Raw genomic sequence first — 21,074 nt, 5'->3', positions numbered from 1 at the left:
CCGGATCGCGCACCACCACCGCCGCACTGCCCAGCGGCTCCCCGGGCCAGTCCGAGAGTCCGCAGGTCGTCCAGGGCCCGGGCGAACTCGGCTTCCTCGCAGTCGAGTTCCGCGCGCAGGGAGTCCAGCGGGCAGCCGGGGTCGGCGAGCAGACGGGCGTACAGGGCGTCGGTCGCCTCCCGGCGGGCCAGCGCCGTGGGGGCGGAGGTCCGGATCGAGCCGCTGCCGCGCTCGGACCTGTACGCGGCGGACGAAGTGTTCCTCTCCGGAACGGCCGCCGGGGTGGTCCCGGTCGGCTCCCTGGACAACCGCGAACTGCCTTCACAGGAAGGCGAGTTGACGAAGACACTGGCCCAGGCGTACCGGGCCGCGGTGCACGGGGAGGACGCCCGATACCGGCACTGGCTGACGCCGGTTCACAGCTCGTAGACGGCTCCGGCGCGAGCCAGGTCGACCGGGCCGGGGTAGACGGCGGCGGCGTCGCGGCGGTTGCGTTCGGCGTCGGTCCACGGCGGGATGTGGGTGAGCACCAGGCGCTCGGCGCCGGCCCGGGCGGCGTGCTCGCCGGCCTGCCGGCCGTTGAGGTGGATGGAGTCGAAGGTCTCCTTGCCGTGCGTGTACGCCGCCTCGCACAGGAACAGGTCGGCGCCGCGGGCGAGTTCGACCAGTTCCGGGCAGACGCCGGTGTCGCCGGAGTAGACCACGCTGCGGCCGTCGTGCTCGATCCGGAAGCCGTAGGCCTCGGAGTCCAGGTGGTTGACGAGAACCGCGGTGACGGTGAGCGGGCCGAGTTCCAGGCGGGCGCCGTCGGTGAGGTCGCGGAAGTCGAAGACCTCCGTCATACCGGGCTTCTCCGGCATGTCGTAGGCGCGGGCCAGGCGGTCCGCGGTGCCGGTCGGGCCGTAGACGGGCAGCAGTTCGGGGCAGCCCTCGACCCGGTAGTTGCGGGCCACCCAGTAGGCGCACAGGTCGATGCAGTGGTCGGCGTGCAGGTGGCTGAGCAGCACCGCGTCCACCTCGTACAGGCCGGTGTACTTCTGCAGGTTGCCGAGGGCGCCGTTGCCGAGGTCGACGACCAGGCGGTAGCCGTCGGCCTCCACCAGGTAACTGGAGCACGGGGAGTCCACGGACGGGAAGCTCCCCGAGCACCCCACCACGGTCAGTTTCATGCCGAGCCCTTCCCGCCCCGTCGGGCCATCGTCCGCGGCCGTCCGCGCCGCCGGGGGCGGAGCGGCTTCTTTGAGTGTCGAGGGTAAGGGCCGGGCAGCACTTTGCCCCCTCTCCCGTGCCGCGCTGTGGGCGGAATCACCAGGACGGGGCGGGCAGTTTCAGCGCCGCCCGGGACGGGCCCTGGCCCAGTGCCTGATGGTCTGCGGGTACCAGCGGGGACGGCCGCCGGCGTCCATCCGGTCGGGGTGCGGGAGCAGTCCGTGGCGCTTGTAGTGGCGGACGGTCTCGGCCTGCACGCCGATGTGGCGGGCGATCTCGACGTAGGACCAGAGCTTCCGGCCGGGCATGGATGCCCACCTCCACGGTGACGGTGAACCAAGCGGTGCGCCCGCCAGCCTCGGGGGGCGGGCACGCCGGGCGGGTGCACGACGTGGCGCGGTCGCGGTTCCGTGACAGAGCGGTCACCGGGAACGGACAAATACCGGGATGTCACAGCAGGCCGATGATCCGACCGTCCCACCATCCGAACGCCGACGGCGCGGCACCCGAAAGGGTTGCCGCGCCGTCGAGTTGACGTTCCGTCAGGCCCAGAGCTGGCCCTGCAGTGCCTCGACCGCCGCCTCGGTGGACTCGGCGGTGTAGATGCCGGTGGACAGGTACTTCCAGCCGCCGTCGGCGACCACGAAGACCACGTCCGCCCGCTCGCCGGCCCGGGCCGCCTTGCGGGCCACCCCGATCGCGGCGTGCAGGATCGCCCCGGTGGACACACCCGCGAAGATGCCTTCCTGCTGGAGCAGTTCACGGGTGCGGGCGACCGCGTCGGCGGAGCCGACCGAGAAGCGGGTGGTCAGCACCTCGGCGTCGTACAGCTCGGGGACGAAGCCCTCGTCGAGGTTGCGCAGGCCGTACACCAGGTCGTCGTAGCGCGGCTCGGCGGCGACGATCTGCACGCCGGGGACCTTCTCGCGCAGGTACCGGCCGACACCCATCAGGGTGCCGGTGGTGCCCAGGCCGGCCACGAAGTGGGTGACGGTGGGCAGGTCGGCGAGGATCTCCGGGCCGGTGCCGTAGTAGTGCGCGCCGGCGTTGTCCGGGTTGCCGTACTGGTAGAGCATCACCCAGTCGGGGTGCTCGGCGGCGATCTCCTTGGCCATCCGCACCGCGGTGTTGGAGCCGCCGGCGGCCGGCGAGGGGATGATCTCCGCACCCCACATCCGCAGCAGCTCGCGGCGCTCCTCGCTGGTGTTCTCCGGCATCACGCAGACCATCCGGTAGCCCTTGAGCTTGGCCGCCATGGCGAGCGAGATGCCGGTGTTGCCGCTGGTCGGCTCCAGGATGGTGCAGCCCGGGGTGAGCCGGCCGGCGGCCTCGGCACGCTCGATCATGTGCAGCGCCGGACGGTCCTTGATGGAGCCGGTGGGGTTGCGGTCCTCCAGCTTGGCCCACAGCGTGACCAGGCCGTCGTCATTGCCGGGCACGGCCGCGGACAGCCGCGGCAACCGCACCAGGGGGGTGTTGCCGACGGCCTCGATCGGGCTGTCGTAGCGCATGGGGGCCTCCGGCGGGTCTGGGGTGGAAGAAGGAGCGGGGCGAGAGCCGAGTCCGGGCGGGCATCGCGTGGGGGCGCCTCCCCGCCGCCAGGGCTGGGAAGGGAGGGCAGCGGCGCTGCGCGCGACAGGGGACGTGCGGCCGGGCGACAGCTGTCGGCACGCGACGCCGCGCCCGGCCGCCGGTGGCCCTCTACTTCATGCCGCCGGCCACGGCGGGGAGGATGGTGACGCTGTCGCCGTCGGCGAGCTCGGTGGCCACGCCGTCCAGGAAGCGGACGTCCTCGTCGTTCAGGTAGACGTTGACGAAGCGGCGCAGCTCGCCGCCGTCCAGCAGGCGGGCGGCGATGCCGGGGTGGCGGGCGTCGAGGTCGGTGAACAGCTCCCCGAGGTTGGCGCCGTTGCCGTCCACGGCCTTGGCGCCGTCGGTGTAGGTGCGGAGGATGGTCGGGATGCGGACCTCGATGGCCATGGCTGCGCTCCTGTGGAGTGAAGTCGGTTTGCCGGGCCGGGCGGGGCACGGCAGGAGGAAGAGCCCCGGGGCGGCCGGGGCGGAAGGATCGGGAGACTGTGGGTCGGCTCTGCCGGTCAGCGCGCGGCGGTGCCGGGACAGATCGCGCTGGCGAGCCGGCACAGGTCGACGTGCAGGCGCGCCACGAGGCGGGTGCCTGGGGCCTGAATGCTCACATCGACGGAACGCATGGACTCATCGTATAGATTCCCGCCCCCGCTTTGACATGCATGTCTCGCCATTCGGTCGAAAGCGTCCCGCCGAATGAGAAAACGGGCCCGCCCACCGCGCACTGCGCGGCCGGGGCGGGCCCGTCGGCGGGCCGTGGGGCTCAGACCTGGTAGGCCTCGACCACCTCGACGTCTTCCTCCGTGATCACACCGTCCACAATGCGGAACGAGCGGAACTGGTAGGGGTCGTCCTCGCCGGTGCCCTCGGCGGTGGAGACCAGCACATAGTGGGCGAACGGCTCGGAGGCGTAGCTCACGTCGGTGCGGGACGGGTAGGCCTCGGTGGCGGTGTGCGAGTGGTAGATCACCACCGGTTCCTCGTCCAGGTCGTCCATCTCGCGGTAGAGCTTCAGCAGGTCACCGGAGTCGAACTCGTAGAAGGTGGGCGAGCGGGCAGCGTTGAGCATCGGGATGAACCGCTCGGGCCGGCCGGTGCCGGCCGGTCCGGCGATCACGCCGCATGCCTCGTCCGGGTGGTCGGCGCGGGCGTGGGCGACCATCCGGTCGCGCAGTTCTCGGGTGATGGTCAGCATGCGGCCAGGATAGCGAGGCGTCATTCGCCGCTTCGGGCGTGCAGGTGTGCGTGCGGATCGCCGTGCACGGCGGCCGGGTCGCGGCGGCTGAGCACCCGGTAACCGACGATCAGCAGCAGCGCCCAGCCGGGGAAGACGTACAGCGAGATCCGGGCGGTCGGGTCGAGGGCGATCAGCACCAGGACCATCGCCAGGAAGGCCAGCGCCACTTGGCGGCTCCAGTTCCCGCCTGGGGCGCGGAAGGTCGGCTCGGGCAGCCGGCCGGCCTTCCAGGCGGCGCGGTAGCGGAGCTGACTGGCCAGGATGACCCCCCAGGTCCACAGGCCGCAGACGGTCGCGACCGAGGTGATGTACTCGAACGCCCGCTCCGGCACGAGGTAGTTGAGCACCACGCCGGCCCCCATCAGCAGGCACGAGACGGTGATCGCGGCGGCGGGGGTGCGCCGGGCGGTGAGCCGGGTGAGCCGGCCGGGGGCCTGCCGGCGCAGCGCCAGGTCGCGCAGCATCCGGCCGGTGGAGTACATCCCGGAGTTGCAGGAGGACAGCGCCGCGGTGAGCACCACGAAGTTGATGATGCCGGCCGCGGCGGGGATCCCGACCTTGCCGAAGGCGGCGACGAACGGGCTGACGCCGGGCTCGAATTCGGACCACGGCACCAGCGACAGGATGATCAGCAGGGCGCCGACGTAGAACAGCGCGATCCGCACCGGCAGGGTGTTGATCGCGCGCGGCAGGGTCTTCTCGGGGTTCTCGCTCTCGCCGGCGGTGACGCCGACCAACTCCACGCCCAGGTAGGCGAACATGACGATCTGAAGGGACATCACGGTGGCGCCGAAGCCCTTGGGGAAGAAGCCGCCGTCGTTCCACAGGTGGCTGATCGAGGCGGTCTCCCCGGCGGAGGAGAAGCCGAAGATCAGCACACCGACGCCGATCAGGATCATCCCCACGATCGCGGTGACCTTGACCATGGAGAACCAGAACTCGATCTCGCCGAACAGCTTCACCGAGATCAGGTTGGCGCCGTACAGCAGCAGCAGGAAGACCAGCGCGGTGCCCCACTGCGGGACGCCCGGCTCCCAGAACCGCACGTAGACAGCGGCGGCGGTGGTCTCGGCCATGCCGGTGACCACCCAGAACAGCCAGTACGTCCAGCCGGTGACGAAGCCGGCGAACGGGCCGAGGAACTCCCGGGCGTACTCGGCGAAACTGCCCGACACCGGGCGGTAGGTGAGCAGTTCGCCGAGGGCCCGCATGATCACGAAGATCACCACGCCGGCCACCGCGTAGGCGAGCAGCAGGCTCGGGCCGGCCTTGGAGATGGCGGTGCCGGCGCCGAGGAACAGGCCGGTGCCGATCGCACCGCCGATCGCGATCATCTGGATCTGCCGGCCGCCGAGCCCCCGCTGGTAGCCCTCGTCGTCGGGGACGGGGTCGGTCGTCTCGTCGGTCGCCTCGGTCATCTGCCCGCCTCGCCTCCCGGTCCGCGCCGACCGGTCGGCCGACGCGCCCCGTCATACGGGTGAAGCAGCAGTGAATCACGCGAAATGCGCCGTAGCAGCGCGAATGCGAGCACTCCCGAAATAATCGGACAATACGAGCGAACGGGTGGTCCCGATGGCTCAGCCGGCCATCGCCTCCAGCAGGCTCTCCTGCATCGCGCCCAGCCACAGGTAGGCGATCACCAGCGGCTTGCGCGGGTCGCTCTCCGGCAGGTCGTACAGGCCGTCCTCGTCGTCCTCGGTGACCTCCAGCCGGGAGCCCAGGGTCAGCCGCAGGTCGTTGAGCGCGCCCAGCCAGCGCGGACAGTCCCCGGCGCCGACCGCGACCACGCCGCCCTCGCCACCGAGCCCGTCCAGCGCCCGGACCACCGCCAGGGCGTCCTCCCGCTTGCGGGCCCGCAGGTCCAGCTCGGTGTAGCGGCGGAACTCGGAGGCCATCTCGGCGGTCTGCGGATCCTGGGGCGCGCCCGGGCCGCCGTACGCGTCGGGGAACAGCCGCAGCAGCGCCGGGTCATCGGGCGCCTCGCTGGGGCCCTCGGCGAACAGCGCCGCCAGCGGGTCCTCGTGCTCGCCGCCGGGCGGCGGGCCGATCAGCTCCAGCATCTGCACTTCCAGCGAGCGCAGGATGGAGGCCTCGAACTCGTCCAGCGGGATCGCCGCGCCGCCGCTCGCGGCGCTCTCGAACAAACCGGCCATGTGTTTCGGATCAGTCCCTCGTGGATCGGTGGGTGGCGGGCCGTCAGTCGTGCTGCAGGGTGGCCCAGAGGCCGTAGCCGTGCATCGCCTGCACGTCGCGCTCCATCTCCTCGCGGGTGCCGCTGGAGACCACCGCCCGCCCCTTGGTGTGCACGTCCATCATCAGCTGGCGCGCCTTGTCCTTCGGGTAGCCGAAGTAGCTCTGGAAGACGTACTGCACGTAGGTCATCAGGTTGACCGGGTCGTTGTGGACGATGGTCACCCAGGGAGTGTCCGGCTCCGTGACCGGAACCCCCTCCACTTCCGGGCGCTCGATCTCCACCGGCGCGACACTCACAGTCCGTCTCTCCTCGTCGACCTCGATCTTTCCCCTCGGCCCATGCTTCCATCCGAGGGACTCCGGAGCGAATCAGGGTCGTCCGACACGTGACCCCGGAGGGAAATCGTCACTCTGACGCTAAGTGGTAGTAGCATCATTCCCATGGACGCCATCACCGCGCAGCGCAGCTCCGCGCTGCTCACCGACCGCTACGAGCTGACCATGCTGCAGGCCGCCCTGCGCAGCGGCGCCGCCCACCGCCGCTCGGTCTTCGAGGTGTTCACCCGCCGCCTGCCGAACGGCCGCCGCTACGGCGTGCTGGCCGGCACCGGCCGGGTGCTGGACGCCGTGGAGAACTTCCGGTTCACCACGCCCCAGCTGGACTGGCTCGCCGACCAGCGGGTGGTGGACGAGGACACGCTGCGTTACCTCGCCGACTACCGCTTCACCGGCGACATCCACGGCTACCCCGAGGGTGAGGTGTACTTCCCCGGCTCGCCGCTGCTGACCGTCGAGGGCAGCTTCGCCGAGGCGGTGATCCTGGAGACGGTGATCCTGTCGATCCTCAACTTCGACTCGGCGATCGCCGCCGCGGCCTCCCGGATGACCGCCGCCGCCGGGGACCGCCCGGTGATCGAGATGGGCGCCCGGCGCGCCCACGAGCAGGCCGCCGTCGCCGCCTCCCGGGCCGCCTACCTGGCCGGCTTCTCCGCCACCTCCGACCTGGAGGCCGGCTTCACGTATGGCATCCCCACCACCGGCACCGCCGCGCACGCCTTCACCCTGCTGCACGACAGCGAGAAGGACGCCTTCACCGCGCAGATCGAGTCGATGGGCCGCGCCACCACCCTGCTGGTCGACACCTACGACCTCGCCGAGGCGGTCCGCACCGCCGTCGAGGTGGCCGGCCCCGACCTGGGCGCCGTCCGGATCGACTCCGGCGACCTGACGCTGCTCGCCCACCGGGTCCGCCGCCAGCTCGACGAGCTCGGCGCCACCGGCACGAAGATCATCGTCACCTCCGACCTCGACGAGTACGCCATCGCCGCACTGGCCGCCGCCCCCGTGAACGGCTACGGCGTCGGCACCAGCCTGGTCACCGGCAGCGGCCACCCGACCTGCGCGATGGTCTACAAGCTGGTCGCCCGCGAATCCGCCGGCGGCGGCGAACTCGTCCCCGTCGCCAAGCGCTCGGCCGGCGGCAAGATCAGCATCGGCGGCCGCAAGTGGGCCGCCCGCCGCCCCGACGCCGACGGCGTCGCCGAGACCGAGGTGGTCGGCACCGGCCCGGTGCCCGCCGACCTGGAGCCGCACCTGCTGCACGTCCCGCTGATCACCGCCGGCGAGGTGGTCGGCCGCGAACCACTGGACGCCGCCCGCGAACGCCACCGCCGCGCCCGCGCCACGCTGCCGCTGTCCGCCACCCAGCTGTCCCGCGGCGAACCGGTGCTCGGCACCGAGCGCTACACCGGCTGAACCCTTCCGCCGCCGCCCGGCACTGCCTAGAGTGCCAACCGCCCCACCGTCCCCGACACCGACGCGGCCGAGACCCCGGCCTTCGGACCGCACCACCCAACGAGAGAAGACCAGCCATGCACCGGGCCCTGATCGTCGTCGACGTGCAGAACGACTTCTGCGAAGGCGGCAGCCTTCCCGTCGCCGGCGGGGCCGAGGTCGCGGCCGCGATCACCGACCTGATCGCCGACTCCGCGCCCGGCTACGCCCACATCGTCGCCACCCGCGACCACCACATCGAGCCCGGGGCGCACTTCGCCGCCGAACCCGACTACGTCCGCTCCTGGCCCGCGCACTGCGTGGCCGGCACCGAAGGCGTGGGCTTCCACCCCAACTTCGCGCCCTCGGTGACCTCCGGCGCGATCGAAGCGGTGTTCTCCAAGGGCGAGTACGCCGCCGCCTACAGCGGCTTCGAGGGCCTCGACGAGCACGGCGGCACCCTCGCCGACTGGCTGAACGAACGCGGCGTCACCGACGTCGACGTGGTCGGCATCGCCACCGACCACTGCGTCCGGGCCACCGCCCTGGACGCCGCCCGGGAGGGCTTCGCCACCCGCGTCCTGCTCGACCTGACGGCCGGCGTCGCACCCGCCACCACCACCGCCGCGCTCGACGAACTGCGCGCCGCCGGCGTCGAACTCACCGGCACCCCGGTGGTCCGCAGCTGACCGGGCGCCACTTCCCGCTGCCACGGCGCCCGTTGAGCACCGCGGCCACCGACCCCGCGCCGCTCACCGCTCGGTGACCACCAGCGCCACCACGTCCTCGCCGCCGATCCGGTACGCCTCGGCCAACTCGCCGCCGACCGCGTCCCGTTCGGCGGCGAGCCGGGACGAGCCGACGTACACCACCCGCACGCCCAGGTACTCCATCCGGTGCTGCCCGGCCCGCACCCAGGCCGCCTCGCCCTCGCTGACGCAGCGCACCTCGGAGTCCACCTCGACCGCCACCGCCGCCTCCGGCCAGAACAGGTCCGGCACCGCGATGTACGTGCCGCCGCGCATCCGCAGCTCCGGGCCGGACAGCGGCAGCGGCAGGCCCAGCTCGGCGGCCAGCTCCACCAGCGAGGCCAGCGCCGACTCCCGCTGCGCCGCCAGCAGCTCGTCCACCGCCGCGCGCACCCGCGGCTCCGCCAGCAGGCCCGCCTCGGCGAGCTCCGCCAGCAGCTCGGCCGCGCCGCTCCCGCCCTCGCGCGCCAGCGCCTCGCGCAGCACCGCCCGCAGCACCCCCGGGCCGACCAGACCGGCCTCCAGCGCGCCCTGCTCGGACCATTCGCGGATCGCGTCCGCCACCGCCCGGGCGACCGGTGCGCAGACCAGTCCGTGCACCTCGCGTGCCACCAACTCCCGTTCGGTGCGCCGGATCCGGACCTGCCCGGCGTCCCGCAGCCGGCGCTGCCGGGGCACCAGCACCTCCACCCCGAACACCGCGGGCAGCCGCGGCATCGACACGAATCCGTACAGCGCCAGTGCCGCCGCCCCGGTGATCACCGCGCGCTCCCGGCCGCCCTCCGCCCGGCCGCTCTGCGCCGCGTACAGCAGCGCCGCCCACATCCGTTGCTCCGGGGTCGGCGGCCCCTCCTGCAACAGGTACACCCGCGGTAGCAGCCGCTGCCACGGACCGCCCTGCCGGCAGTGTTCGCTCACCAGGCGGGCCGGCACGCCCCGGGCGCGCAACTGGCTGGCCGTCACCACATTCTGCTGGCGCCGGGCAAGCTCTTCGAGAGAGGTGGGCTGCTGCGGAATCCGGTAGCTCATACCGACAACACTCCCCTTCGCCTCCGACAGTCGACTCCCTACCTGACGGCCTGTTACCCAACCGTCGTCAAACCAGGACTGCCCTGCACTAAAGTCCCCATACCCCCACCCATTCGGCGGATCGGACGTTCGAACTGTTGTCGGATCAGGTCGGACTTACCGCCTACAATCCGATTTTCATTGGATCGGCACCGCATTTCGATCCGGCCACAACCGGCCGCCCACCTGCGCAATCTGACCGACCGTGACCGATCCCACACACAGCGGCACGCCCCGCGGCGTCGGCGGGCGTTCCGAATTGCCTACCATCAGGCACATGTCCCGCGACGAGTCATCCGCCCAGCGCGCCGCCAGACTGCGCCTCGGCCGCCTGCCCGGCTACGTCCGCCAACCCGATCCCGCCCGGCGCGGCGGAGAGGACGGACGTGCGTACAAGAAGGGCTGGGAAGTCCGTTTCACGGCGCGCAGCGAAGAAGAGATAACCGAGATCCGCGAGCTGGTCGCGGCCGCCGGGTTCGCCCCCGCGCGGCCGTTCTTCAAGGGCCACCAGCTGATCCAGCCGGTGTACGGGATCGCCGCCGTGCAGGCCTACCTCGCCGCCCGCGAGGCCGCCGAGGAGACCGGCCGGATCCGCCGCACCTCCGGCATCCCCGAGCAGTCGCGGCGCGAGCCCGACAGCGTGGCCGCCGCCGCGCGGGCCGCCGAGGCGGCTGCCGCCGAGGCCGCGAGCGCGGCGGCGGCGAACGCGGCGGCGGTGAGCGCGGCGGCGGCGCAGGCCGGTGGGAAGGCCGGCGGGAAGGTCGAAGGCGCCAGAGCCGCTGTGCCGCCCGTTCGGGAGGCGGGTGGCCCCGAGGGTCACTGACCGCCCCGCAAGGTCGCCAGGGAGCCCTTCTGGGCTCCCTGGGGCGGTTTTTGACGGGTCGTCAGGGCCCCGGGTCGGTGATCGAGGCCGATCCGGCGGTCCGGCGTGCCGGTTCGCGCCTGCGGTGGTTCAGACCACGACGCGGGGCGTGGTCTGTGCACGGTGGCCGCTGGCGGTCGGGGGACGGCGCAGATCGGCGCCCGCTCGGCGGCACCGGCCGCCACCGTCAGGGTGCGTTCCACCACCACGTCCGCCCTCGGCGCGCAGCGCGTGCCCGATCCCGCGCATCCGTACCGCCCACCGCGCGACCGCGCGCACCCCGTCCACGGCGGCCGGCTCCCGTTCCGCCACGCCCACCAAGGCCGGGCCGACGGCGTCCGCCAGCCGTCGGCCCACCTCGCGCGCCGTGCCGCGCGGCACCGGCAGGACCGCCACCGTGACCGGCAGCCCCACCACCGGCACGCCCGCACCGACGCGCTGCCGGCGAGGTCAGCGCGTCGGCGCGGGCGTGCAGGCCGTCCGCGACCGGCGCCGCCGAACCGATCCGCCGCCCGGCGGCGATCCGGCAGCGGACCGCCCACTCGTTGCCGACACACCCGCCGAGGGCCGCCCCCGCCGCCACCCACAGCCGACCCACCAGCCGCGGGTGCAGCAGCCGGTCCACCGCCGTCCGGCCCGCCACCAGCCAGGACGCCGCGCCGCCAGCACCACCGCGACGCCCGCCAGGCCCTTCGCCCGCCCGGACGCGTGCGCGTAACCGCAGCTCGCCTGCAACTGCGGCTCGCCGCCCGCCGGCCGAGCAGAAGCGCCACACCCGGCGGGGCGGCGGTCAGCGCGTCGGCGGTGTTGTGCAGGTGTCGCCGAGCAGCGCCGCCGCACCCGACAGCACCGCGATCACCGCCTGCGCGGCGGCGGTCAGGCCGAGCACCGTCAGCGAAACCCACAGCGTGCGCGGGCCCTCGGCCGAGGACTCCGGCGCCGCGTCCACCCGCTCGGCGACGTCGCGCGAGTGCGGGCGCAGCAGGTGGGCCGGGCAGTGCCCGATCCCGGCTGGCGCCCGTGCTGAGGTTCGCGTCCGCGCCGGTCTTCGCGCTCGCGTTCGCGCCCGTGTTCGTGCCCCGGCCGCCCGGCCGGCCCTCGCGCTCCAGATGCGCATGTTGGTGCGCGTGTTCGTGGTGGTGCTGCCGGTTCGATGTGTGATGGTGGTCATGCCCGTGGTCCGGGTTTCGCCCGTGCAGGTGAGCCCCGTTGCCGTGTCCGCGTTCACCCATGAGGCCTACAAGTGGCACACCAACTGCCGTGCAGCCACTGCCGATCCACCATCTCCGACCAGGTGCGATGCGCTCGCAGCCGCGTCCGGCGGGCGACCGTTGTTGACGCGTCGTCACACAACACTCCGCAGCAGGCGCGCGCCCGGGCATCTCAGCAGACTTGTCACCCACAGCACCCGCCCGAGGGCCTAGAGTGAGCGCTGACGCTCCCCGTCCGGACCCAGATCGAGAGGCAGCTGATGTGACCAATCGTCATGTCCCGGCCGCAGGCTCGGCATTCGCTGATCGGTCCACCGAACTTCCGCAGGTCTCCGTCGAGTTCGCGGCGTTCTGCGAGCTGCACGAGCCGCGGTACCGGAGCTACGCCCGGGTCTGGTTCCAGGAACCCGCCGCCGCCCACCGGGTGGTCCGGCTCGCCCTGCGTGAACTGGCCGAGGTCTGGCCCGCGGTGCTGGGGAGTTCCAACCCGGCCGCCGCGGCCTGGCAGATCCTGCGCGACACCGTCACCGAGCAGCACGCGCTGGCCGGTGCCGAACAGTTGCGCCCGGACGTCGACGCCGAGGAGGACCTGGCGATCCTGCACTACGTGGTCGGCCTGGCCACGCCCGAGATCGCCGACGTGGTGGGCGTCGACACCGCCAACATCACCAGCCAGCTCCGACAGACCCACCGGCGGCGCACCACCGACTGGTGACGGCTCCCAAGGCGCGTAGCAGCGGGCGCGAAGCGTTGGTCGCACGCCCCTAGGTTGCCCCGGCTGCCGGGGTGTGCTTCCGTGCCCGGTCTCCCGGGTCGTCCACGCCGGTCGCACCCGCACCACCCGTGAGCGAGATCACCGCCGACGCCGCTACCGATCCGCGCCCATTGCGGCGAAGGATGACGTCCTGTCACCTTCGTCAGAGGAGTTCCCGAATGCCCATCGACCATGCCGTGGCCATGTTCCGGCACCAGGCCGACGCCTGCGCGGAACTCGGCTCCCCGCTGTCCGCCGCCCTGCTGCGCCGGGCCGCCGAGGACCTTGCCGCCGGCGGCCCGTGCGCCGAGGCGATCGTCGGCCACGAGGACGCCCCCGGCCCGTCGGCCGTCGCGCTGCGCCTGCTCGGCGCCGTCCACGCCCTGGTGATCTCCGGCCGGGCACCCGCTCTCGCCGTCCACTACCCGAGCGCGGGCGGCACCTTCGACCCCGCCGACCCTGACGCCCCCTGGCCGGCGTTCCGCGCCACCGTCGCCGACCACCTGCCGTGGATCCGCGAGTGGCTCACCCGCCCGCCGCAGACCAACGAGGTCGGCCGCGCCAACCTGCTGCTCACCGGCCTCGCCTGGGCACAGCAGCAGCTCGCCGCCCCGCTGCCGGTGCGGCTGCACGAACTCGGCTCCAGCGCGGGCCTCAACCTCCTTGCCGACCAGTTCCGTTGCGTCTCCCCCGGCTTCGCGTACGGTCCTGCGGACTCCCCCGTGGTGCTCGCCGACGCCTGGCAGGGCGAGCCGCCCGCCTGGCTGCGGGACGCTCCGCTCCAGCAGGTGGTGGAACGGCGCGGCTGCGACCCGACGCCGATCGACCCGCGCTCCGAAGACGGCGCACTCGCCCTGCGCGCCTACCTCTGGGCGGACCAACTCCCGCGCCTGGAACGGCTGAACGGCGCACTCGCCCTCGCCGAACGGCTCCCCGCCCCCGTCGCACCGATCGGCGCGGCCGAGTTCCTGCGCGACGTCCGGGTCGCCGACGGGACCCTCACCGTGGTCTGGCACTCGATCACGCGCCAGTACGTCCCCGCCGAGGAATGGCGGTCCGTAGAGGCCGAGTTGGACCGCTTGGCCGCCGAGTCCGGCCCGTCCGCGCCGTTCGTCCACCTCGCCCTGGAGCCGCGCCGGGTCGGCAACGGGCACCGCTTCCTGCTCACCGCCCGCTTCGGCGCCGGCCCCACCACGGTCCTCGCCGAGGCCATGCCGCACGGCCTGCCCGCCTGGACCCTGGCGGACGGCGACCCCGCGCTCGACGCCTTCTGACCTGCCTCAACCCGCCTCGTGCAGCATGCCGGTGACGTCGTAGCGGTGGTGCACCGGATCGTGGATCAGGTAGCGGGCGAAGGACTCCACGGTGAACCGGGCGCCGTCGCTGCGCAGTCCGGTACGCAGGCGGGCGGCGTCCGGCACCGCCTCGAACGAGCGTGCCAACTGCTCGGCCCCGGCCGCGAGTTCACCGGACACGGTGGCCGGGTCCTGCTCGCCGTAGCGTTCCTCGACGGCAGTCGCGTCCTGGTCCCAGTTGGCGAACAGCGGGTCGTCCTCGGCCAGCATCAACCGCAGCCGAACGTCGAACAGCCGGAACACGTCCCGCACATGGCAGGCGTACTCGAGCACCGACCACACCTCCGGCCGCGGCCGCTCCCGCAGCACCGCCGGATCACCCGCCAGCAACTCCGTCCACGCCGCCGCATTCGCCCGAATCATGCCCGGGACCTGCTCGAACGCCACGCCCGGCGTGTCCAGCCCGCACTCCGCGCAGGGGCGCTCAAGCACCCAGGTCCAGTCCTTGGTGTCAGGGATCATCATGCGCCCAGCATCACCCGCCCCCACCCCACCTCACCAGGGCCACCACCGCCACCGGCCATCGAGATCCCGCCACCCTCAGCGCAGTTCGCCGAGCGCAGCAGCGACCCTCCCGCCGATCTCATTCATCTCCTCCGCCGACACAGCCCGCTCACCCGCACGCAACAGACCGAACACCTTCGGGCCACGCAACTCCACCCCCAACTCCCGCCCGCGCGGCACCACATGGAAGTGCACATGCGCGAACCCCGCCGCCTCCCCGAACTGCGCCACATACGCCTTCTCGCACCCCGTCACCACCTCCACCGCCCGCGCCAACCGCACCAACCACCCACCCAGCGACGCCGCCTCGGCCCCACTCAGCTCCGCCATCGACTCCACATGCCGCCGCGGCAACAACACCAGCCACCCCGGCAGCGCACAGTCCACCGCATGCACCACCCGCCAGTGCTCATCCACCGCCACCCGCTCATACCGCGGCAGCCCATCGAACTCCGCCTCCCGCTCACACGCGTAACACTCCGTCATCTCCATGCCCTCCCCATCTCCCAAACACCCAACGACTCCCCGAGGAACGCCAAAGCCACTCCCCAGGGGGCCGTCGACAACGATCCCCTTCACCGCTGATACGGATTCCCCCCACCCGGCTGCTGCGGCGAATACGGCACCTGCTGCTGCGGGTACGGCGGCTGCGGCTGATACCCCTGCCCCGCCTGCTGCCCATAACCGGGCCCGGGCTGCTGCTGCGGATACCCGCACCCCGGCCCACCACCGGGGCCGACCGGACCGCCCGGCCCACCACCGTTGCCGTTCTTGGAGCGACGGACCAGCAACCCAATCACCACAATGACGACCAGCCCGAGAACACCGCGACCGACCGCGATCAGCATCCCGCTGCTGCTCTTGGAGTCACTGCTCGCCTGCGGCAAGGTCGCGCTGCTCCCAGTCGGAGTCGCCGACGCCGGATTCGACGCACCAGTCCCAGGAGACGCCGAGGTGGTGCTCGTCGGCTGGTCGCTACACACCGCGCGCTTGAGCAGCGGGTTCTCCTTCGACCCGTTGTCCACCTGAGGGTTGGCCGCCAGCGCACCAGAGGGGGATGCGATGCCGTAGCCGTACTGGTCGTTCGGGAACGACCCCTTGCCCTCCGGCTTCACCGCACTCTTGGTGATCCGGTTGATGACCTGCCCCGCCGAAAGGTTGGGATACTTCGATCGCACCAGGGCCGCAATGCCGGACACGTAGGCGGCCGCATCGGAGGTGCCATCGCCCGTGCTGTAACCCTTTTTCTGATTCGCATGGTAAATGTTCACTGCAGGTGCTGCCACTGTCACCTGCGGGCCAGTCGTCGATTTCACCCACAGGTCACCGCTCTCCGCGACCCCCGAAACTGCCACCACTCCTGGGAAGCAGCCGGGGGTCTCAACCGGGATACCCGCAGTGTTTCCACTACTGGCGACCAAAACTACGTCCTTCTTAATGGCATACTCGATCGCTTCTTTGTACCCGTCCTCGGTGGACCTGCCACCACCGAGAGACATGTTGATGACCTTGGCATTGTGGTCAACGGCGTAGTGAATTCCCTTGGAAACATCCGTTCCCAAAATATTCATATCGGTCTTGATCGGGAGGATCTTCGCCTTGGGGGCGAGGCCCATCGCACCCTCGTTGTTACCGTGGCCATGTCCGGCAATATTACTTGCCATGGCAGTGCCGTGGCCCTCGCTGTCACTCCGCCCGTCCGTGCCGGCACGGGTGAGATCAAGACCAGGAAGAACTTGCCCAGTCAGATCTGGATGATCTGCGTCAACACCACTGTCAATGACCGCAACAATCACCCCCTCGCCCTGAGTGACCGGCCAAACCTTCTCGGCCGCACGGTAGTTCTTCAACGCCCACTGACCGTCGCGGACCCAGTCCGCAGCAGCCGGCCCGGCACTGACACCGAACAGCACGGCCCCCAGTACCGCCCCAACCAACCACGGCCGCGCCCCGCGTCCGTCTATCACCTTCAGCTCCCCCCAGCAGCGCCACACGCGCCGCACTCAATCAACGAAACGGCCCCTCGACATCGGCTCACCGATATCGAGGGACCGTCAAACCATCGCGCTCTCAGCGCTGATACGGATTCCCGCCAGCAGGCGGCTGCTGCGGCGGATAGGGCGCCTGCTGCTGCGGGTACGGCGGCTGCTGCGGGTACCCCTGCCCGGGCTGCGGCTGACCGTGACCCCCCGGCTGCTGCGGCGGGTAGCCATATCCCGGCCCCCCACCAGGACCGCCCGGCCCGGCCGGACCGCCGGGTCCACCACCGTTGCCGCCCTTGGAACGGCGGACCAGCAACACGATCACCACAATGACGACCAGCGCGAGAACACCGCCACCGACCGCGATCAGCATCCCATTTCTGCTCTTGGAGTCGCTGCTCGCCCGAGACCCGGTCGAGTCGCCCCCGGCCGCAGGCGTCTTCGCCGGGTCCGTGGCCCCCGAGCCGGAGGGCTTCGAGGACGAACCGCCGTCGGCACCGTCGCGCTTGAGCAGCGGGTTCTCCTTCGGACCGTTGTCCACCTCGGGGTTGGCAGCCAACGAGGCGGACGGGGACACGATCCCGTAGCCGTACTGGTTGTTCGGGAAGGTCCCCTTGCCCTCGGGCTTCACCGCGCTCTTGATCATCCGATTGATTACCTGACCCGCCGACAGGTTGGGGTACTTCGACCGCACCAGCGCCGCGGTTGCAGCGACGTATGCCGTGGCATCGGACGTGCCACTGGCTTTGCTGTAACCCTGCTTCTGGTTTGCGCGGTAAATGTTGTCACCCGGAGCGGCAAGCGTCACCAGGGGACCTGTGGCGGAATCCGGCCACAGATCACCATTCTCCCCAACCGCCGAGGCCACGACCACTCCGGGGAAAGCCGCTGGGTAACTGATCGGAAGGTCTGGAATGTTTCCGGAGCCTGCGACGAGGACAACGTCCTTCTTGATCGCATAGTTGATCGCGTCCTGGTATCCCTCGTCCAGCTTGCCGCCCCCGTCGAAGGACATGTTGATGACCTTCGCGCCGTGGTCGACTGCGTACCGAATCGCCTGGCCGAGCTCTTCTTCGCTGCCGCTCTGAAGGTGCTCGGCATCACCGACGTGAAGCTTCACGGGAAGAATCTTGGCTTTGGGTGCAAGGCCCATGATTCCGGCGTTGTCACCATGGCCGCGCCCGGCGATCAAGCTGGCCATCCCAGTTCCATGGCCCTGAATGTCAGATCGCCCGTCCCCACCAGGGCTTGTGAAGTCTTTACCGGCGAGGACCTGTCCCGCCAGGTCCGGGTGATCCGCAACGCCGGTGTCGAGGACTGCAACAATGACGTTCTCACCCTGGCTGATGGGCCAAACCTTCTCGGCCACACGGTAGTTCTTCAGTGCCCACTGCCCGGCGCGAATGGTGTCCGAAGCAGCAGGACCGGCACTGACACCGACCAGCAAAGCCCCCAGCACCGCCCCGACCAACCACGGCCGCGCCCCACGTCCGTCTATCACCTTCAACTCCCCCCACCAACGCTACAAGCGCCGCGCTCAATCAACGAAACGGCCCCTCGACATCGGCTCACCGATATCGAGGGACCGTCAAACCATCGCGCCCTCAGCGCTGATACGGATTCCCGCCAGCAGGCGGTTGCTGCGGCGGATAAGGCGCCTGCTGCTGCGGGTACGGCGGCTGCGGCGGATACCCCTGCCCCGGCTGCGACTGGCCGTAATCCCCCGGCTGCTGCGGCGGGTAGCCATATCCCGGCCCCCCACCAGGCCCGCCCGGACCGCCCGGCCCCCCACCGTTGCCGCCCTTGGAACGGCGGACCAGCAACACGATCACCACAATGACGACCAGCGCGAGAACACCGCCACCGACCGCGATAAGCATCCCGTTGCTGCTCTTGGAGTCGCTGCTCGCCTGAGACCCGGTCGAGTCGCCTCCGGCCGCAGGCGGCTTCCCAGGATCCGTGGCACCGGTGCTCGGAGCCTTGGAGGAGCCAGGCGTGCTGCCGCCGCCCGCACCCGAGCGATTGAGCAGCGGATTCTCCTTCGGCCCATTGTCGACCGTGGGGTTGGCAGCCAACGAACCGGACGGAGACACGATTCCATAGCCGTACTGGGAATTCGGGAACGAGCCCTTCCCCTGCGGCTTCACTGCACTCTTGATCATTCGGTTGATGACCTGGCCCGCCGACAGGTTCGGATACTTCGACCGCACCAGCGCCGCCGTCGCGGAAACATATGCCGCAGCATCGGATGTGCCACTGCCGGTACTGTAGCCCTGTTTCTGATTTGCGTGGTAAATGTTGTCACCCGGAGCCGAGAGCGTCACCTCGGCACCCGTGGCCGACTTCGGCCATAGGTCACCGCTCTCTTTAACGGCCGTTACCACAATCACTCCGGGGAATTTCCCGGGGTAGTCGAGCGGCAGGTCTGGGTCGTTTCCACTGGCTGCGACGAGAACGACGTCTTTTTGAACGGCATAGTCGATCGCCGCCCGGTAGCCCTCGTCGGACGGGCTTCCACCACCAAACGACATGTTGATGACCTTGGCCCCGTGGTCGACCGCATAGCGAATCGCCTCGCCAAACTCCGTTCCGTTACCGGTCTGGATGTTTGTGGCGCTACCAACATGGATCTTCACCGGAAGGATCTTGGCTTTGGGTGCGAGGCCCATGATTCCGGCACTGTCGCCGTGTCCGCGTCCGGCGATGATGCTGGCCATGCCAGTTCCATGGCCGTCGGTGTCAGTTCTCCCATCCTTACCAGGGCTTGTGAGGTCTGTCCCAGGGAGAACCTGGCCAGCAAGGTCGGGGTGTTCTCCAACGCCGGTGTCGAGGACCGCGACGATCACGTCCTCGCCTTGACTGATCGGCCAGACCTTTTCGGCCGCACTGTAGTTCTTCAGCGCCCACTGCCCATTACGGATGTCGTCCGCAGCCGCTGGCCCGGCGCTGACACCCCACACCAGGGCTCCAGCAGCTAGCGCGGCCAGACCGCGCACGGATCGGCTGGTCGTCAAGCCTCGTCACCCCACTCATTGAAGCGGCCGCCCCACAGACCATCGGATCTGCAGGACGGCCGGTCGTGTTCGACTGTTCTACTGACGGAACGTCATTCCACCACGTTCGGATTGACCTGCTCACCGGGTGCCCAGGTTTCCTCGTCCTCGACGAGATAGTCCGGACGGTCCTTGCCGCGCTTCTTGTCCTTCTTTCCGGCCGGTCCGTGACCGCCCATGCCGCCAGCCTGTCCAGCACCTGCCTGACCTGGACCACCCGCCTGGCCTCCGGCGCCGCCCTGGCCGAAGCGATTGCGGCCGATACCCGATCCGCCTTCGGTAAAGGCCCGTCCACCGGCGGTGCCATGGGTCGCCTCGCCGATCGCACCGCCAGCCTTGCTGGTCAGGCCGCCACCAGAACGAGCACCGATGCCGCTGCCGCCCGCAGCGCCGCCGCCCAGGCCGCCACCACCGGCGCGAGCCCCCATTCCGTTGGCACCTGCCGCACCGCCACCCGGGCCGCCGCTGCCGCCCAGGCCGCCGGAGCCGAAGGTGCCGGCCTTGGAGACGCTGTTGCCACTGAATCCGGCACGGCTGCCACCGATACCGGAGCCGCCACCGAGCAAGCCACCCTCACTGCGGCCGATGAGACCGCCACCGGCACCGCCGACCGGCCCGAGCCCGCCGGTGCCGGACGGGCCGTGCACCCCGCCGGTTCCACCAGTGCCGCCGATCGTCCCGGCGCCGCCGCGGACACCACCGGTCCCGCCCTGAATGCCGTCAATGCTGGTGCCCGGGCCCTTCGGCTGCGGGACCGCGTTGGCCGTGCCTCCGGAAATGCCTGCATCGGTCGGTCGAACCACGGCCTGCTGCAGCTTTGGGGCCTGCGGCGTGGGGCTGCTCGCCGAACGCTGACCGGAGATACGCGATCCGGCGGAACCTGTCGCCCCACTGCCGTTCGGAGCAGTGACGCCGGCCCCGATGCCCATAATCAGGGCGCCAAGGGCAGAGCTGCCGCCATTGTCCGGCGGCGTCAACTCCTTGGAATCCTCGCGGCGCGGGGTCGGCGGCTTCAGGTAGTTGGTAGTGGCGCGATAGCTGGCAGCCAACGTCTGCATCACCGTAACCGCCTCCTGCTTCCGCGTGTCCGCGATGGCAGTACGGGTGTCCTCGTTGTCGATGCCGACTGTCTGCTGGGCACTGTCGCTGATCGCGTCGCCCACCTTGTCGAAGAAGCCGGGTTCCTCAGGCATGTCGCTCTTGGCCTTGTCGATGGCCGCGGACATCATCTCCAGTGCGCTGGCAGCGTCGTTCGAGTAGGCCGCGATGGTGTTGACGTCATTGGCCAGCGAGGTCATGCGCGAGTAGAAGGCGTTGCTCGTGTCGCCCTGCCAGGAATCGCTCGTATCGGCCGCCGCAGTGTTCAGCGCCGTACGGATCTGCTTCAGGGTGTTGGTGGCGCGACGCCAAGGGTCGGCAGCAGCCATGACCGCGCCGGAGTCCATCGACTGGACCATGCTGCGCATCTGGCCATGGCTGTAGGAGTAGAAGTTGGTCATATCGGTCACGATTGGCTCCCCTCAGGCCGAACAGTGCC

General features: G+C 70.7%; 24 protein-coding genes. 6 read left to right on the top strand and 18 right to left on the bottom strand.

Going from position 1 to position 21,074, the window contains the following annotated elements; translation table 11 throughout:
- Positions 1–195 precede the first annotated feature (195 nt).
- A complete protein-coding gene (locus ACZ6R9_RS24970) occupies positions 196–429 on the top strand; it encodes a hypothetical protein (protein WP_465540449.1) in 234 nt (77 codons plus the stop codon).
- Here the strand turns inward: ACZ6R9_RS24970 and ACZ6R9_RS24965 are convergent.
- From ACZ6R9_RS24965 to clpS, 9 genes are all read right to left on the bottom strand, one after another.
- Entirely contained in the window at positions 417–1,169 is a 753-nt protein-coding gene (locus ACZ6R9_RS24965; RefSeq protein ID WP_380483633.1) for an MBL fold metallo-hydrolase, read from the bottom strand. The genes ACZ6R9_RS24970 and ACZ6R9_RS24965 overlap by 13 nt on opposite strands.
- Before the next feature lie 159 nt (positions 1,170–1,328).
- Complete coding sequence (locus ACZ6R9_RS24960) at positions 1,329–1,517, bottom strand: MerR family transcriptional regulator (protein ID WP_380483631.1); 189 nt, start codon at positions 1,515–1,517, stop codon at positions 1,329–1,331.
- A gap of 234 nt (positions 1,518–1,751) precedes the next feature.
- The gene (locus ACZ6R9_RS24955) at positions 1,752–2,720 is read right to left on the bottom strand and encodes a PLP-dependent cysteine synthase family protein (protein WP_380483629.1); all 969 of its coding nucleotides are present in this window, start codon (positions 2,718–2,720) and stop codon (positions 1,752–1,754) included.
- 190 nt (positions 2,721–2,910) lie between these two features.
- Complete coding sequence (locus ACZ6R9_RS24950) at positions 2,911–3,189, bottom strand: MoaD/ThiS family protein (RefSeq protein ID WP_402507652.1); 279 nt, start codon at positions 3,187–3,189, stop codon at positions 2,911–2,913.
- A gap of 116 nt (positions 3,190–3,305) precedes the next feature.
- Positions 3,306–3,419: a putative leader peptide gene (locus ACZ6R9_RS24945; protein ID WP_338015809.1), complete on the bottom strand. Its 114-nt coding sequence runs from the start codon at positions 3,417–3,419 to the stop codon at positions 3,306–3,308.
- A gap of 140 nt (positions 3,420–3,559) precedes the next feature.
- Positions 3,560–3,991, bottom strand: a complete 432-nt coding sequence (locus tag ACZ6R9_RS24940) for a M67 family metallopeptidase (RefSeq protein ID WP_387647455.1) — start codon at positions 3,989–3,991, stop codon at positions 3,560–3,562.
- Positions 3,992–4,011: 20 nt separating this feature from the next.
- Positions 4,012–5,451: an amino acid permease gene (locus ACZ6R9_RS24935; protein WP_380483624.1), complete on the bottom strand. Its 1,440-nt coding sequence runs from the start codon at positions 5,449–5,451 to the stop codon at positions 4,012–4,014.
- 159 nt (positions 5,452–5,610) lie between these two features.
- Entirely contained in the window at positions 5,611–6,186 is a 576-nt protein-coding gene (locus tag ACZ6R9_RS24930; protein ID WP_465540445.1) for a DUF2017 domain-containing protein, read from the bottom strand.
- A gap of 43 nt (positions 6,187–6,229) precedes the next feature.
- Entirely contained in the window at positions 6,230–6,523 is a 294-nt protein-coding gene (gene clpS / locus ACZ6R9_RS24925) for an ATP-dependent Clp protease adapter ClpS (protein ID WP_043914156.1), read from the bottom strand.
- A 144-nt stretch (positions 6,524–6,667) separates the two neighbouring features.
- On the opposite strand from clpS, the gene ACZ6R9_RS24920 reads away from it, so the two are divergent.
- Complete coding sequence (locus ACZ6R9_RS24920; protein ID WP_380483620.1) at positions 6,668–7,981, top strand: nicotinate phosphoribosyltransferase; 1,314 nt, start codon at positions 6,668–6,670, stop codon at positions 7,979–7,981.
- Positions 7,982–8,097: 116 nt separating this feature from the next.
- Positions 8,098–8,688, top strand: coding sequence for an isochorismatase family protein (locus tag ACZ6R9_RS24915; protein WP_380483618.1), 591 nt, complete (start codon positions 8,098–8,100; stop codon positions 8,686–8,688).
- A 63-nt stretch (positions 8,689–8,751) separates the two neighbouring features.
- Here ACZ6R9_RS24915 and ACZ6R9_RS24910 read toward each other — a convergent pair whose 3' ends face one another.
- Positions 8,752–9,777: a hypothetical protein gene (locus ACZ6R9_RS24910; protein WP_465540443.1), complete on the bottom strand. Its 1,026-nt coding sequence runs from the start codon at positions 9,775–9,777 to the stop codon at positions 8,752–8,754.
- A gap of 316 nt (positions 9,778–10,093) precedes the next feature.
- Between ACZ6R9_RS24910 and ACZ6R9_RS24905 the strand changes: the two genes are divergently transcribed.
- A complete protein-coding gene (locus tag ACZ6R9_RS24905) occupies positions 10,094–10,639 on the top strand; it encodes a hypothetical protein (RefSeq protein WP_465540441.1) in 546 nt (181 codons plus the stop codon).
- A 129-nt stretch (positions 10,640–10,768) separates the two neighbouring features.
- On the opposite strand, the gene ACZ6R9_RS24900 is transcribed toward ACZ6R9_RS24905, so the two are convergent.
- Together ACZ6R9_RS24900 and ACZ6R9_RS24895 are read right to left on the bottom strand one after the other, a co-directional pair.
- Positions 10,769–11,101 carry a hypothetical protein gene (locus tag ACZ6R9_RS24900; RefSeq protein ID WP_465540439.1) on the bottom strand — a complete coding sequence of 111 codons (333 nt, stop codon included), beginning with the start codon at positions 11,099–11,101 and terminating at the stop codon, positions 10,769–10,771.
- A gap of 367 nt (positions 11,102–11,468) precedes the next feature.
- Positions 11,469–11,627, bottom strand: a complete 159-nt coding sequence (locus ACZ6R9_RS24895; protein ID WP_465540437.1) for a hypothetical protein — start codon at positions 11,625–11,627, stop codon at positions 11,469–11,471.
- A 524-nt stretch (positions 11,628–12,151) separates the two neighbouring features.
- On the opposite strand from ACZ6R9_RS24895, the gene ACZ6R9_RS24890 reads away from it, so the two are divergent.
- Together ACZ6R9_RS24890 and ACZ6R9_RS24885 are read left to right on the top strand one after the other, a co-directional pair.
- Positions 12,152–12,604, top strand: a complete 453-nt coding sequence (locus ACZ6R9_RS24890; RefSeq protein ID WP_380483611.1) for a hypothetical protein — start codon at positions 12,152–12,154, stop codon at positions 12,602–12,604.
- A gap of 218 nt (positions 12,605–12,822) precedes the next feature.
- Positions 12,823–13,917 carry a DUF2332 domain-containing protein gene (locus ACZ6R9_RS24885; RefSeq protein WP_465540435.1) on the top strand — a complete coding sequence of 365 codons (1,095 nt, stop codon included), beginning with the start codon at positions 12,823–12,825 and terminating at the stop codon, positions 13,915–13,917.
- A gap of 6 nt (positions 13,918–13,923) precedes the next feature.
- Here ACZ6R9_RS24885 and ACZ6R9_RS24880 read toward each other — a convergent pair whose 3' ends face one another.
- The 6 genes from ACZ6R9_RS24880 to ACZ6R9_RS24855 form a co-directional block, all read right to left on the bottom strand.
- Entirely contained in the window at positions 13,924–14,463 is a 540-nt protein-coding gene (locus ACZ6R9_RS24880; RefSeq protein WP_465540433.1) for a DinB family protein, read from the bottom strand.
- A 75-nt stretch (positions 14,464–14,538) separates the two neighbouring features.
- A complete protein-coding gene (locus ACZ6R9_RS24875; RefSeq protein WP_465540431.1) occupies positions 14,539–14,994 on the bottom strand; it encodes an HIT family protein in 456 nt (151 codons plus the stop codon).
- Between the two features lie 83 nt (positions 14,995–15,077).
- Positions 15,078–16,415, bottom strand: a complete 1,338-nt coding sequence (locus tag ACZ6R9_RS24870) for a S8 family serine peptidase (protein WP_465540429.1) — start codon at positions 16,413–16,415, stop codon at positions 15,078–15,080.
- 157 nt (positions 16,416–16,572) lie between these two features.
- Positions 16,573–17,985, bottom strand: a complete 1,413-nt coding sequence (gene mycP / locus ACZ6R9_RS24865; RefSeq protein WP_465540554.1) for a type VII secretion-associated serine protease mycosin — start codon at positions 17,983–17,985, stop codon at positions 16,573–16,575.
- 103 nt (positions 17,986–18,088) lie between these two features.
- Positions 18,089–19,444 carry a S8 family serine peptidase gene (locus tag ACZ6R9_RS24860; protein ID WP_465540427.1) on the bottom strand — a complete coding sequence of 452 codons (1,356 nt, stop codon included), beginning with the start codon at positions 19,442–19,444 and terminating at the stop codon, positions 18,089–18,091.
- A gap of 146 nt (positions 19,445–19,590) precedes the next feature.
- Positions 19,591–21,036, bottom strand: a complete 1,446-nt coding sequence (locus ACZ6R9_RS24855) for a WXG100 family type VII secretion target (RefSeq protein ID WP_465540552.1) — start codon at positions 21,034–21,036, stop codon at positions 19,591–19,593.
- Positions 21,037–21,074: the final 38 nt, after the last annotated feature.

The sequence above is a fragment of the Kitasatospora sp. NPDC048662 genome, from assembly GCF_055587065.1.
This window is presented reverse-complemented; position numbering and strand designations above follow the sequence as displayed.